Origin of the sequence: Caballeronia pedi, from assembly GCF_001544915.2 — a bacterium.
GTDB lineage: Bacteria > Pseudomonadota > Gammaproteobacteria > Burkholderiales > Burkholderiaceae > Caballeronia > Caballeronia pedi.
In genome coordinates this window covers 1-13,653 of the sequence record NZ_FCOE02000031.1, presented here as the reverse complement: position 1 = coordinate 13,653, position 13,653 = coordinate 1, and the positions used below count along the sequence as shown (strand labels likewise).

Genomic DNA, 13,653 nt, shown 5'->3' with positions numbered 1-13,653 from the left:
TGCTTTCGTGGAACCGGACGAAGCAGCGACAAATGGTGACGAGCATCCCCGCCGACGCACGCGGGGCACGATGCTAAACTCTCACTCGCGTCTCTCGTGGCGTTGCAGCAACACCCGGGCAGGCGTCTTATCGTGCGACGTTGGATAGAATGGCGTTCGTTTTTTTCCGCCCTGGACGGATACTCCGCTCTTATGACTAACACGACTCACGCGCACGAGCATAAACAACCGATGTCTTCGCTTGCGCTGGCGGCCATCGGCGTCGTCTTCGGCGACATCGGCACGAGTCCTCTCTACTCATTGAAGGAAGCCTTTAGCCCATCGCACGGCATCGGCTTGTCCGAGGCGTCGATCCTCGGCGTCATCTCTCTGCTTTTCTGGGCGATCGTCATGGTGGTCGCCGTCAAATACGTGCTGTTCGTCATGCGCGCCGACAACAACGGCGAAGGCGGCGTGTTCGCGATGACCACACTCGCGCTGCGCAGCGTGGGCGGGGCGGGCAAGGTCTCGGGCGTGCTGATGATGCTCGGCATCTTCGGCGCATGCATGTTCTATGGCGATGCGGTCATCACGCCGGCGATGTCCGTGCTGTCGGCGGTCGAAGGTCTCGAGATCGCCGCGCCCAAGCTCACGCCGTACGTGCTGCCGATCACCATCGTGATCCTCATCGCGCTGTTCTGGATTCAGCGCCACGGCACGGCGGTGGTCGGCAGGCTGTTCGGGCCGATCATGGTCGTGTGGTTCGCGACGCTCGCGGTGCTCGGCGCCATGCATATCGTCATGGAGCCGCGCATCATCGCCGCGCTCAATCCTTACTACGCCTTTTCCTTCATGGCGCAGCACGTCGTGCAGGCGTATATCGTGCTCGGCTCGGTCGTGCTGGTGCTGACCGGCGCGGAAGCGCTGTACGCGGACATGGGTCACTTCGGCGTGAAGCCGATTCGCTACGGCTGGTATGGCTTCGTGATGCCGTCGCTGTTGCTGAACTATTTCGGTCAGGGCGCGTTGCTGATGCACTCGCCGCAGGCCATCGAGAACCCGTTCTTCCTGCTCGCGCCCGACTGGGCGTTGCTGCCGCTCGTGATCCTGTCGACGGTCGCGACCGTGATCGCATCGCAGGCGGTCATTTCCGGCGCGTATTCGCTGACGAGCCAGGCGATCCAGCTCGGCTACGTGCCGCGCATGAAGATCCTGCATACGTCGGAACTGGCGATCGGCCAGATCTATATTCCGCTCGTCAACTGGATGCTGCTTTTCATCATCCTGTGCATCGTCATCGGCTTCAAGAGCTCCGAGAATCTCGCCGCCGCGTACGGCCTCGCCGTCACCGCGACGATGCTCACGACCACCATTCTGGTGTCGGTCGTGATGGTGAATCTGTGGGGCTGGAACCGTTTTCTCGTCGGCGGGATGATCGCCGTGTTCCTGATGATCGACATCGGCTTCTTCGGCGCGAGCCTGCTGAAGATCGAGCAGGGCGGCTGGCTGCCGTTGTGTATCGGCGGGGCGCTCTTCTTCCTGCTGATGACGTGGTACAAGGGCCGGATGATCGTGAAGGATCGCACGGCCGCGGACGGTATCCCGCTGATGCCGTTCCTGCAGGGCTTGCTCGCGCATCCGCCGCATCGCGTGTCGGGCACGGCGATCTATCTCACCGGCAGCGATTCGCTCGTGCCCGTGAGTCTGCTGCACAACCTGAAGCACAACAAGGTGCTGCACGAACGCACCATCTTCATGAACTTCACGACGCGCGACATTCCCTATGTCGACGATGCGCATCGTCTCGAAGTGAAGGATATCGGCGGCGGGCTGTTCCTCACGAAGGCGGCTTACGGCTTCAACGAAACCCCCGATGTGAAGGCCGTGCTGGAGCAGATCACGCGCACGCATGCGATGACCTTCGAACTGATGGACACGTCGTTCTTCATGGCGCGCGAGACCGTCGTGCCGACGGAATTGCCGGGCATGTCGGTGTGGCGTGAGCGCGTGTTCGCGTGGATGCATCAGAACGCGGCCAAGCCGACGGATTTCTTCAGTATTCCCGCGAATCGCGTGGTCGAATTGGGCACCAAGATCGAGATCTGACGCTTCGTTTCTTCGGCAGCGCAAAAAGAAAACCCCACGTCGCAAGACGTGGGGTTTTTGTTTGGCAGCCTTGCGCGTCAGCGTTTCAGTTTCGCGAACGCGGCGGCCATCGCGCCGGCCTGTTCCGGCTCGCGACGCTGGTTCGGGCGGTTATCGCGTCCGCCGCCCGAACGGCGGTCCTGCCCGCCGCGCGATGGCGCGCCCGCATTGCCCGGCGTCGCGGGCGCGAGGTCGTCGTCGAGGCGCATCGTCAGCGCGATGCGCTGGCGCTTCACATCGGTTTCCAGCACTTTCACCTTGACGACCTGACCCGCCTTCACCACTTCGTGCGGGTCCTTGATGAATTTCGTCGACAACGCCGAGACGTGCACGAGCCCGTCCTGATGCACGCCGATATCGACGAACGCGCCGAACGCCGCAACGTTCGTCACGACGCCTTCGAGGATCATGCCCGGCACGAGGTCCGAAATCTTCTCGATGCCTTCCTTGAAGGTCGCCGTCTTGAACTCGGGGCGCGGATCGCGGCCGGGTTTTTCCAGTTCGGTGAGAATGTCGCGCACGGTCGGCAGGCCGAAACGTTCGTCGACGAATTCGGTCGGCGAAAGTCCCGTCAACGCTTCGCGCTTGCCGAGCACATCGCCGATATGCTTCTTGATCTTCGCGAGAATGCGCTCGACGACCGGATACGCCTCCGGGTGCACCGACGAACGATCGAGCGGATTCTCACCGTTGTTGATGCGCAGGAAGCCCGCCGCCTGCTCGAAGGTCTTGTCGCCGAGGCGCGGCACCTTCTTCAGATGCTCGCGCGACGGGAACGGCCCGTTGGTATCGCGATACTCGACGATATTGCGCGCGAGCGTCGCGTTCAAACCCGACACGCGCGCGAGCAGCGCGACGGACGCGGTGTTCGCATCGACGCCCACGGCGTTCACGCAATCCTCGACGGTTGCATCGAGCGAGCGCGCCAGTTCGCGCTGATTCACGTCGTGCTGGTACTGGCCCACGCCGATCGCCTTCGGCTCGATTTTCACGAGCTCGGCGAGCGGGTCCTGCAGACGCCGCGCGATCGATACCGCGCCGCGCAGCGAGACGTCGAGTTGCGGAAACTCCTTCGCGGCAAGCTCGGAGGCCGAATACACCGACGCGCCCGCTTCGGACACGACGATCTTCTGCAACTTCAGTTCCGGATGCTTCGCGATCAGCTCGCTCGCGAGCTTGTCGGTTTCGCGCGACGCGGTGCCGTTGCCGATGGAGATCAGTTCGGCCTGCGTCGCCTGCGCGATGCGGGCGAGCTTCGCGAGCGAGCCGTCCCAGTCGCGGCGCGGCTCGTGCGGATAGATGGTGTCGGTGGCGAGCAGCTTGCCGGTTCGATCGACGACCGCGACCTTCACGCCCGTGCGCAGACCCGGATCGAGACCGATCACGGCCTTCGGGCCGGCCGGCGCCGCGAGCAGCAAATCCTTCAGATTGCGCGCGAACACGTGAATCGCCTCGTGCTCGGCTTGTTCGCGCAACTGCGTGAGCAGTTCGGTTTCGATATGCGGCTGCACCTTCACGCGCCAGCACCAGCGGCATACGTCGGAGAGCCATTTGTCGGCGGCGCGGCCACGATTGGCGATGCCGACCTTCTGCGCGATCATCGCTTCGCACGGGTGCGGAATCTGCGCGTCGAGTTCCTCGCCGAGACCGAGCTTGACGCTCAACACGCCCGCATTGCGGCCGCGAAAGAGCGCGAGCGCGCGATGCGACGGCACGGTGCGGATCGTCTCGCTGTAGTCGTAGTAGTCGCGGAACTTCTCGCCTTCCTCGCCTTGCTTGCCGTCCACCACGCTCGACATGACGAAACCCTGACCGAACAGATGCTCGCGCAGCTTGCCGAGGACTTCGGCCGTTTCGCCGAACTGCTCGGAGAGGATGTCGCGTGCGCCGTCGAGCGCGGCTTTGGTATCGGCGACGCCTTTCTCCGCATCGACGAACTTCGCGGCTTCGGCTTGCGGATCGAGCGTGGGATCGGCGAGCAGCGCCTGTGCGAGCGGTTCGAGACCGGCTTCGCGGGCGATCTGCGCGCGCGTGCGGCGCTTCGGCTTGTACGGCAGGTAGAGATCTTCGAGCACCTGCTTGCTGTCCGCGCCTTCGATGGCGCCGCGCAGTTCGTCGGAGAGCTTGCCTTGCTCGTCGATGCTTTGCAGGATCGTCGCGCGGCGGTCTTCGAGTTCGCGCAGATAGAGCAGGCGCTCTTCGAGCGTGCGCAACTGGGTGTCGTCGAGATTGCCGGTGACTTCCTTGCGATACCGGGCGATGAACGGGACAGTCGAGCCTTCGTCGAGAAGCTGCACGGCGGCGGCGACCTGGCGCGGCTGCACGGTGAGTTCGGTGGCAATGCGCTGTACGATCTTGAGTGCTACGGTTTCCGTCATGATTCTGCGCTGTCTGCGGCTCGGCGGCGGCAGCTCCGCTCCGGGCGCGCCGATTCGCGTAGGCGAGGCGCTGCGGGCGGGCGGCCGCATGGCGAGCGGGGTTCGGACCGGGATACTGAGCGGGGCATTTTGCCATAAATGGCGGAGCGCTCCGGCGCGCGGTGATAGAATTTGGACATCGCACAGGCCTAATGCATACCTTTCTGCACCTGATTCTTTATCACGTTGCCGTTCATCCATTTGCACAACTTTCGCCTTTCAAATGTGCCTGCCGCCGCGGCTCTGGCGCTGCTGTGCGCGTCGGGCGCACTCGCGCCGCACGGCGCGCTCGCTCAATCCGCAAAGCCGATCGATCCCGGTACGTCCGTGAGCGCGCGTCCGCTCGACGCGGCGCCGTCCGCTGAACAAAGCGCCGATGACGCGCTGAAAGGCGAGTTCGCCCAGCGTCAGAAGGCGCTGGATCAGCGCACCGAGGAAAACAATTACCGCTACGGCGTGAAGCAGCACGACTGCTACAGCAAGTTCTTCGTGAACCACTGTCTCGACAACGCGCGCAACGAAATGCGCGAGACGCGTCAGCAGATCCGCCAGCAACAACTCGCACTCGACGACGAGCAGCGCGCCGAACGCGCGAAGCAACGCGACCAGCAGACGGCGATCAAACGGGCGCAATATGAGGCGGAAGCGCCGCAGCGCGCGGCGAGCGAGCAGGCGAGCCAGAAGGCTTTCGAGGACAGGCAGCGCCAGAACGCGCTCGCCGCCGCCGAACGCAACGCCGAGGCGCCGCAGCGCGCGGCCAATCAGGCGGCGTACGATCAAAAGCAGGCGGACTATCAGAAGAAGCTGGACGAAGCGCGCGCGCGCGGCGTGCAGGATGCGCAGGAGCGCGAGCAAAAGGCTCAGCGCTTCGACCAGAAGCAGCAGGAAGCCGCGCAACATCGCGCGGAAGTCGAGGCCCGTCAGAAGGAAGCCGCCAGAAAGGCGCAGGAAAAGGCGCAGCAGCAGGAACAGGAGCGCCAGGAGCAGCTGAAACTGCAGCAACAGCAACAACAGCAAGCCAAGTAGGACCGTCGGACTCGCCGCGCGAACGCGGGCTGGCCCGAGCAAAGTGGATGAAAGGAGGCGAGCATGCAGCAGCGCTTGAGTGAATCCCCGCACGCACCCCGACAACCCGCCATGGATGCCGCCGTGCTTCGCGATCGCATCGCGCAGTTGCAGGAAGAGCACCATAGCCTGGACACGCTGATCGACAAGCTGTCCGGCATCGACGACCTGGAGCTGAGGCGCCTGAAAAAGCGCAAGCTCAAGGTGAAGGACACCATACTCCTGCTGCAATTGCAGCTGGACTCGGACGCGCACTGAACGCCGCGCGCCGGCCGCGGGCTCGTGCTGGCGTCGGCGCTTCGCGTGCGCGGCCGCCGAATCTCGCCGAAACCCGCCGCAGGATCTAGCACGCCTTGAACTCACCCACACAAAACACTGACGACGCGAACGCGCCGCTCGCGTTGACCAGCAAGCGCGGCGTCGAGCTGGATGCCATCTTCGCCGCGCAAGGCCTGCTCGCGCGCGCGATCGACGGTTACCGGCCGCGCGCCTCGCAGATCGAAATGGCGCGCTCGGTCGCGGCCGCGATGGAAGCGTCGGGCCGCGCGATGCCCGAGCCCGCGATGTTCGAGGCGCAACGCCGCCCCGCGCGCAAGCTCGGGCCGTCGGACAAGCCGTACGCGTCCGACGAGCAGCCGGCCGACGACATCGGCATCGCGACGGCGAACGCGGCCATCGACGGCGGCGAGAACACGCTCATCGTCGAGGCGGGCACGGGCACGGGCAAGACCTACGCGTATCTCGTCCCGGCCATGCTGTGGGGCGGCAAGGTCATTGTGTCGACGGGCACCAAGCATCTGCAGGATCAGCTCTTTCAGCGCGATATCCCGACCGTGCGCGACGCGCTCGCGGTGCCGGTGTCCATCGCGATGCTCAAGGGCCGCGCCAACTACCTGTGCCATTACTACCTGGAACGCACCGCCGACAACGGCCGCCTGCCGACGCGCCAGGACACGTCGCATCTGCAGGAAATCATCCGTTTCGCGAAGATCACCCGCACCGGCGACAAGGCCGAGCTTGCGAGCGTGCCGGAAAATTCGCCGGTCTGGCCGATGGTCACGTCCACGCGCGACAACTGTCTCGGCCAGGAATGCCCGCATTACAAGGAATGTTTCGTGATGCAGGCGCGCAAGGAAGCGCAGCAGGCAGACATCGTCGTGGTAAATCATCACCTCTTTTTTGCCGATGTGATGCTGCGCGACACCGGCATGGCCGAACTTCTGCCGACCGCGAACACCATCGTCTTCGACGAAGCGCATCAGTTGCCCGAGACGGCGACGCTCTTTTTCGGCGAGACGCTCTCGACCACGCAGTTGCTCGAACTCGCGCGCGATACGGTCGCCGAAGGTCTTTCGCACGCGCGCGATGCGGCGGACTGGACCAAGCTCGGCGCGGCGCTGGAGCGCGCGGCGCGCGATCTGCGGCTCGTGTTCAAGGAAGATTCGGTGCGCCTGTCGCTCGGGCAGTTGCCTGACGGCCATCCGCTCTTCGAAGCGCTCGACACGCTGGAGACGCATCTGTCGGCGCTCACGTCCGCGCTGGCGTCTCATGCGGAGCGCGCGGAATCGCTGCAGGCGCTGGTTCGTCGCGCGCGCGAATTGCAGGATCTGCTGGCCGGTTGGACCACGCCGCCGACTTCGCTCGAACGCGCCGTCGTCGGCGACGAAGAGACTGCGAGGCAAGCCGCGAAGGAAGAGCCGAACGAAATGGTGCGCTGGATCGAAGTGTTCTCGCACACGGTTCAGTTGCACGAGACGCCGCTGTCGGTCGCGCCGATCTTCGCGAAACAGCGCGCGGGCGTGCCACGCGCGTGGATCTTCACATCGGCGACGCTTTCGGTGCGCGGCGACTTCACGCATTACGCGGCGCAGATGGGCCTCAACGCGCGCCGTTCGATGACCTTGCCGAGCCCGTTCGATTACCCGTCGCAAGGCTTGCTGTACGTTCCGCGCAATCTGCCGCAGCCTTCCTCGCCGCAATTCACCGATGCCGTGTTCGAAGCCGCGCTGCCCGTGATCGAGTCGGCGGGTGGCGGCGTGTTCGTGCTGTGCACGACGCTGCGCGCGGTGGACCGGATCGCCACGCGTCTGCGCGATGTGATCGAGCGGCGCGGCTGGGACAATCCGCTGCTCGTGCAGGGCGACGCGAGCCGCACCGAGTTGCTCGATCGATTCCGCGCGTACGGCAACGCGATTCTCGTGGGCAGCCAGAGCTTCTGGGAAGGCGTCGATGTGCGCGGCGATGCGCTGTCGCTCGTCGTCATCGACAAATTGCCGTTCGCGCCGCCCGACGATCCGGTGCTTGCCGCGCGTCTCGACGCACTGACGAAAAAAGGCCTGAGCCCGTTCGCGGTGCACCAGTTGCCGCAGGCGGTGATCACGCTCAAGCAGGGCGCGGGGCGTCTGATTCGCGCGGAGACGGATCGAGGCGTGCTGATGATCTGCGACACGCGGCTCGTCGACAAACCCTACGGGCGACGCATCTGGCAAAGCCTGCCGCCGTTCAAGCGCACGCGCGAACTCGACGTCGTGCGCGAATTCTTCAGTGATGCGGCGAAATGGAAGACGGAGCTGGCCGAATAACGATCGGCATCCTAAGTTTTCGTCGATGCAAAAAAACGGCCGGTTGATTCAACCGGCCGTTTCTGTCTGGAAGCGTGTTACCAGATCTGATACCAGGGCTTGTCGGCGTTCGCGCGGCGCTTGCCTGTGACATACGGGCTGTCCGGGAACGTCGCGGCGAGCACGCGCTTGGTGTCGTCGGCGAGTTGCGGCTGATCGAGCTTCTCGTACGACAGCATCATGATGTGCAGCGCGTCTTCCGTCGCCGGCGCGTTCTTGTACTCGCGGATCGCGAGTTGCGCGCGGTTGATCGCGGCCACATACGCGCCACGGCGATAGTAATAATCCGCCGCATGCACTTCGTGCGACGCGAGCGCGTTGACGATATAGCGCATGCGCTGCGCGGCGTCGGGCGCGTACTTGCTTTGCGGATATTTGTCGACGACGACCTTGAACGCGTCATAGGACTCGCGCAGCGATTTCGGATCGCGCTCGCTCATGTCCTGACCCGAGAAGCGGCCGAAGAGGCCGAGGTCGTCGTTGAAGTGGATCATGCCCTTGAGATAGTACGCATAGGCGATCTCGGGATGATCCGGGTGCAGCTTGATGAAACGGTCGATGGCCTGGTCGGCGTTGGCGGTTTCGCTATCCTTCCAGTTGCAGTACGCGACGTTGATCTGCGCCTGCTGCGCGAAATGGCCGAACGGGTCGCGGCCTTCGAGCGCTTCGAAATACTTGGCGCACTTGCCCCAGTCGCTGCCGGATAGCGCGTCCTGTGCCTCCGTATATAATTTGTTGTTATTCCACGTTGCCGTTTCGTCGGTCTTCTCGGGCAGGCCATGACAGGCCGTTACGATGGCGACGCTCGCGGCCAGTGCCAGATACTTGATCGATTGACGCATCGAGAGATGAATGGTGTTGAAGGCTCGCATCAGTGCTTGCTATTCCTGGCTGATTCTCGCTGTTCTAGCTGTATTTCCGGCGCGGCATTCAAATCATGCCGCCGAATCTCGTTCAAATGACCCGCTCAAGTACTCGTAGTACCAAAGACCAACCTGAAGATTATAGCCCATGCGCCACCCGCGCCGGCTCAGCATCCGCCGATTCGACCGGCGGCGCGGGCCGCGAAGCGCCGCGCGAGGCGCGCGTGCCCGACGCACTTGCGGGCGACCGGCTCGACAAGGTGCTCGCCAAACTTTTTCCGGAGTTCTCGCGCAGCCGCCTGCAGAGCTGGATCGAGGAAGGGCGCGTGCTGGTCGACGGCGCGGGCGCGAAAGTGCGTCAGCCCGTGCCGCTCGGCGCGACGATCACGCTCGTGCCGGACCTCCTGCCGGAGCAGCTCGCGTTCGCGCCCGAGCCAGTGCCGCTGCATATCGTGTATGAGGACGACACGCTCGTCGTCGTCAACAAGCCGGCGGGCATGGTCGTGCATCCGGCCGCGGGCAACTGGAGCGGCACGCTGCTCAACGGCCTGCTGCATCGTTACGGCGATGCCGCCGCCGGCCTGCCGCGTGCGGGCATCGTGCATCGGCTGGACAAGGAAACGTCCGGACTGATGGTCGTCGCGCGCACGCTCGAGGCGCAGACCGACCTCGTGCGCCAGTTGCAGGCGCGCACGGTGAAGCGCCGCTATGTCGCGTTCGTGTGGGGCACGATGCCCGAAGACGGCACGATCGACGCGCCCATCGGCCGCGATCCGCGCGAGCGCACGCGCATGGCGGTCGTGAAGACCGCATCGGGAAAGCCGGCGCGCACGCATTTCCGGACCATCGACCGGGCGACGTGGCACGGTCAGCCGGTCAGCGCGATCCACTGCGACCTTGAAACCGGCCGCACGCATCAGATTCGCGTGCACTGCGCGCACATCCAGCATCCGCTGCTGGGCGATCCGGTGTACGGGCACGCGCGCGGCAAACGATCGGTTCGGCCGCTGCCCAACGATTTCGCGCGTCAGGCGCTGCACGCGTGGCGGCTCGGCCTGATTCATCCGGCGACGGGCAAGGAGGTGCACTGGCGCGCGGACGTGCCCGACGATCTCGCGGCGCTCGCGACCGAACTCGGTTTCGGGCATGACGAGAACGTCGAATTCGACGAGGACGACGACTTCGCCGAAGCCTATGAAATGGGCACGGACGAAGACGACTGGGACGACGAAGATGACGAGGACGACGAAGCATGACGCGCGACGCAGCCGAACTGCAACCGAATGACTGTCTGTGGCCGCATTGGCGCGTTTCGCCGCGCGTGCGGGCATTCGTGTCGACGCGCGCGGGCGGCGTGAGCGAGGCGCCATACGGCGGCGGCACGCCCGGCGCGGGCGGACTCAATCTCGGCTTTTCGTCGGGCGATGCGCCGGAGGCGGTAAAGGAAAATCGCCGCCGCGCGCTCGCATCGACGGGTAATCGCCCGGCTGCGTGGCTCGAACAGATCCACGGCACGCAGGTCGAGGATGCGCACGTGGTCATCGACCGCCTCGCGCACGGCGATCGCACGCGCGCCGACGCCAGCGTGACGGATCGCGCGGATATCGTGTGCGTCGTGATGACGGCCGACTGCCTGCCCGTGCTCTTCTGCGATGACGACGGCCGCGCGGTCGGCGCCGCGCACGCGGGCTGGCGGGGTCTCGCGGGCGGCATCATCGAGAAGACGGGCGAGCGCGTGGCGACGCTCGCGGGCGTGCCGGCGTCGACGCTCAACGCCTTTCTCGGGCCGGCGATCGGTCCGGCGGCGTTCGAAGTCGGTGAGGACGTGCTCGATGCCTTTGTCGCGGCCGCGCGGCCGGATCGTCGCGATATGACGAAAGCCGCGTTCAGACCGGCGGGCGGCGCGCCTGCCAAATATTTCGCCGATATCTACGCGCTCGCACGCCTGCGTCTCGCCGATCTGGGCGTGGACGCCGCGCGCATTTATGGCGGCACGCATTGCACGGTCACGGAAAACGAGCGTTTTTATTCGTATCGGCGTGACCGCGTGACTGGCCGCATGGCAGCGATGATCTGGCTCGCAGATTGACCGGAGTCAGCAGTCGCAGTGTGCCCGACAACCGTTTCCTTCCCATGACGAAGCCTCGTATGAGCGTAATATTTCGCATGGGGGAAAACGATAATTAAAAAAATATCGCACTGCGGCAAAATCGGGACGAAGCATTGACATGCCTGACATCCTGGAGCAAGAATGTTCCTGGAATTCATTCAATCGGGCACGGCGTAGCAAGGCACTACTTGCCACGCGCATAAGGCGCACCAACACTTGCGCGCTGGTCGAGGAAAGCCCGGCGATGCCTGCGTTAGCAATCCAAGTCTTGCGAGACTCACAGGTCAATAGCGGGTATGGCTTCCAAATCTACTTCCTCATCTTCCCGCTCCCGTACCGCCGACAGCACTTCGGCCGAGGCATCACCGGCCGATACGACTGGCGTACAGCAGGCGTTCGATCAATGGCTCAATGCGTGGCGCTCCGTCGCCGATCCCGCGCAATGGTCGAAATTCTCTCCACAGACGAATGCCGCGAGTGACGCCGCTGGCGCGGCTGCAAATCCGTTTGCCGCATTCAGCGCGTTCGCCAATGGTTTCCCGAACGGTTTCCCCTCCGCGTTCCCGACACTGGGCGCGATGCCGCAAATGCCCGACTTCACGAAGATGAACGGCCTTGCGGAATTTGCGAAGCTGGCGAGCAGCATGCCGGGCTTCGGCGCGGCGATGCAGGGTTTGCCGACGCTCCCGAAAATTCCGACCGCCGCGATTCCGCCCGAGCGTCTTCACGAATTGCAGAGCAATTATTCGCGCGATGCGGGTGAACTGCTGAAGCAGGCGGGCGCGCAGAGCATCGATCCGACTGCGCTGAAGGACCGCCGCTTCACCGACATCTCGTGGCAATCGACGCCCGCGTACGCGTTCACCGCCGCGTGGTATCTGCTGAACGCGCGCTATCTGCAGGAACTCGCGGACGCGGTGCAGAGCGATCCGAAAACGCGCGAACGCATCCGCTTCACCATTCAGCAATGGGCCGCCGCCGCCGCGCCGAGCAATTTCCTCGCGCTCAATCCCGAAGCGCAGAAAGCGCTGATCGAGAGCAAGGGCGAAAGCCTGCGGCAGGGCATGATGAACCTGCTGAACGACATGCAGCGCGGCAAGATCTCCCAGTCGGACGAATCGCGTTTTCTGGTCGGCAAGAACATCGCGTCGACGGAAGGCTCGGTCGTCTTTGAGAACGAGCTGCTGCAACTGATCCAGTACAAGCCGCTCGCGCCGAAGGTGTACGCACGCCCGCTCCTGATCGTGCCGCCTTGCATCAACAAGTTCTACATCCTCGATCTCTCGCCGGAAAGCTCGCTCGTGCGCTACGCGCTCGAAGAAGGGCATCAGGTGTTCATCCTGTCGTGGCGCAATGCGGATCAGTCGATCGCGCATAAGACCTGGGACGACTACGTCGAAGAGGGCGTGCTCGAGAGCATCGGCGTCGTGCGGGAGATCACCGGCGAGGATCAGATCAATACGCTCGGCTTCTGCATCGGCGGAACGATACTCGCGACCGCGCTCGCCGTGGCGGCGGCGCGCGGCGAGGAGCCGGCGGCATCGATGACGCTGCTCACGTCGATGCTCGACTTCTCGGACACCGGCGTGCTCGACGTGTTCGTCGACGAGGCGCACGTGCAGATGCGCGAGCAGTCGATCGGCGGCAAGAACGGCGCGCCTGCCGGTCTCATGCGCGGCGTCGAGTTCGCGAACACGTTCTCGTATCTGCGCCCGAACGATCTGGTGTGGAACTACGTCGTCGACAACTACCTGAAGGGCCGCACGCCGCAGGCGTTCGATCTGCTCTTCTGGAACAGCGATTCGACGAACCTGCCGGGCCCGATGTGCGTCTGGTATCTGCGCAATACGTATCTCGAGAACAAGCTGAAGAATCCGAATGCGCTGACGGTATGCGGCGAGAAGGTCGACCTGTCGCGTCTCACGCTGCCGACCTTCATCTACGGTTCGCGCGAAGACCATATCGTGCCGTGGAAATCGGCGTATGCGTCCGCGCCGGTGCTGAACGGTCCGCAGACCTTCGTGCTCGGCGCGTCGGGGCACATCGCGGGCGTGATCAATCCGCCGTCGAAGAACAAGCGCAGTTTCTGGATGATCGACAGCAACGACGAGCATCTGCCCGAGAACCCCGATGCGTGGTTCGAGGCTGCGGCGGAGCATCCCGGAAGCTGGTGGCCGACCTGGTCGAAGTGGCTCGCCGCGCAGGCCGGCGAGCAGGTCAAGCCGGGCGCGCAGGGGTCGAAGACCTATCCGGTGATCGAGGCCGCACCTGGCCGTTACGTATTGGAACGCGATATCTGAACGGCGCGTGTGACTGTGCGCGAGAGCGCATTAGACCGTTCGGAACCGCATTAACATTCGATGCCAAAGGAAACTGAAATGACTGACGTAGTGATCGTATCGGCCGCGCGTACGGCGGTAGGCAAGTTCGGCGGTTCGCTCGCGAAGATCGCG

The 13,653-nt window shown here is 64.2% G+C and carries 9 protein-coding genes; 7 read left to right on the top strand and 2 right to left on the bottom strand.

All coding sequences use genetic code 11. The features are described from left to right. The first annotated feature begins 192 nt into the window (after positions 1–192). Positions 193–2,085, top strand: coding sequence for a potassium transporter Kup (locus AWB80_RS31510; RefSeq protein ID WP_061178600.1), 1,893 nt, complete (start codon positions 193–195; stop codon positions 2,083–2,085). Positions 2,086–2,162: 77 nt separating this feature from the next. Here AWB80_RS31510 and AWB80_RS31505 read toward each other — a convergent pair whose 3' ends face one another. Beyond that, the gene (locus AWB80_RS31505) at positions 2,163–4,502 is read right to left on the bottom strand and encodes a Tex family protein (RefSeq protein WP_061178663.1); all 2,340 of its coding nucleotides are present in this window, start codon (positions 4,500–4,502) and stop codon (positions 2,163–2,165) included. Between the two features lie 264 nt (positions 4,503–4,766). Here AWB80_RS31505 and AWB80_RS31500 point away from each other — a divergent pair, with 264 nt between their 5' ends. From AWB80_RS31500 to yoaA, 3 genes are all read left to right on the top strand, one after another. Further along, positions 4,767–5,567, top strand: coding sequence for a flotillin family protein (locus AWB80_RS31500; protein WP_061178664.1), 801 nt, complete (start codon positions 4,767–4,769; stop codon positions 5,565–5,567). Positions 5,568–5,678: 111 nt separating this feature from the next. Beyond that, a complete protein-coding gene (locus tag AWB80_RS31495; RefSeq protein ID WP_061178599.1) occupies positions 5,679–5,864 on the top strand; it encodes a DUF465 domain-containing protein in 186 nt (61 codons plus the stop codon). A gap of 95 nt (positions 5,865–5,959) precedes the next feature. Next, positions 5,960–8,188, top strand: a complete 2,229-nt coding sequence (yoaA, locus tag AWB80_RS31490; RefSeq protein WP_061178598.1) for a DNA repair helicase YoaA — start codon at positions 5,960–5,962, stop codon at positions 8,186–8,188. 77 nt (positions 8,189–8,265) lie between these two features. Here yoaA and AWB80_RS31485 read toward each other — a convergent pair whose 3' ends face one another. After that, the gene (locus AWB80_RS31485) at positions 8,266–9,099 is read right to left on the bottom strand and encodes an outer membrane protein assembly factor BamD (protein WP_061178597.1); all 834 of its coding nucleotides are present in this window, start codon (positions 9,097–9,099) and stop codon (positions 8,266–8,268) included. An 86-nt stretch (positions 9,100–9,185) separates the two neighbouring features. Here AWB80_RS31485 and AWB80_RS31480 point away from each other — a divergent pair, with 86 nt between their 5' ends. From AWB80_RS31480 to phaC, 3 genes are all read left to right on the top strand, one after another. Next, the gene (locus tag AWB80_RS31480; RefSeq protein WP_061178662.1) at positions 9,186–10,346 is read left to right on the top strand and encodes an RluA family pseudouridine synthase; all 1,161 of its coding nucleotides are present in this window, start codon (positions 9,186–9,188) and stop codon (positions 10,344–10,346) included. Next, positions 10,343–11,179 carry a peptidoglycan editing factor PgeF gene (gene pgeF, locus AWB80_RS31475; protein WP_061178596.1) on the top strand — a complete coding sequence of 279 codons (837 nt, stop codon included), beginning with the start codon at positions 10,343–10,345 and terminating at the stop codon, positions 11,177–11,179. Before AWB80_RS31480 ends, pgeF begins: the two co-directional genes overlap by 4 nt. 317 nt (positions 11,180–11,496) lie before the next feature. Then, positions 11,497–13,500, top strand: coding sequence for a class I poly(R)-hydroxyalkanoic acid synthase (gene phaC, locus AWB80_RS31470; RefSeq protein ID WP_061178595.1), 2,004 nt, complete (start codon positions 11,497–11,499; stop codon positions 13,498–13,500). The last annotated feature ends 153 nt before the right edge of the window (positions 13,501–13,653 follow it).

Excerpts from the sequence above, each read along its gene's own strand:
- pgeF (WP_061178596.1), top strand. The coding sequence starts at position 10,343 with ATGACGCGCGACGCAGCCGAACTGCAACCGAATGACTGTCTGTGGCCG.
- AWB80_RS31480 (WP_061178662.1), top strand. The coding sequence starts at position 9,186 with ATGACCCGCTCAAGTACTCGTAGTACCAAAGACCAACCTGAAGATTAT.
- AWB80_RS31485 (WP_061178597.1), bottom strand. The coding sequence starts at position 9,099 with ATGCGAGCCTTCAACACCATTCATCTCTCGATGCGTCAATCGATCAAG.
- AWB80_RS31505 (WP_061178663.1), bottom strand. The coding sequence starts at position 4,502 with ATGACGGAAACCGTAGCACTCAAGATCGTACAGCGCATTGCCACCGAA.
- AWB80_RS31510 (WP_061178600.1), top strand. The coding sequence starts at position 193 with ATGACTAACACGACTCACGCGCACGAGCATAAACAACCGATGTCTTCG.
- phaC (WP_061178595.1), top strand. The coding sequence starts at position 11,497 with ATGGCTTCCAAATCTACTTCCTCATCTTCCCGCTCCCGTACCGCCGAC.
- AWB80_RS31495 (WP_061178599.1), top strand. The coding sequence starts at position 5,679 with ATGGATGCCGCCGTGCTTCGCGATCGCATCGCGCAGTTGCAGGAAGAG.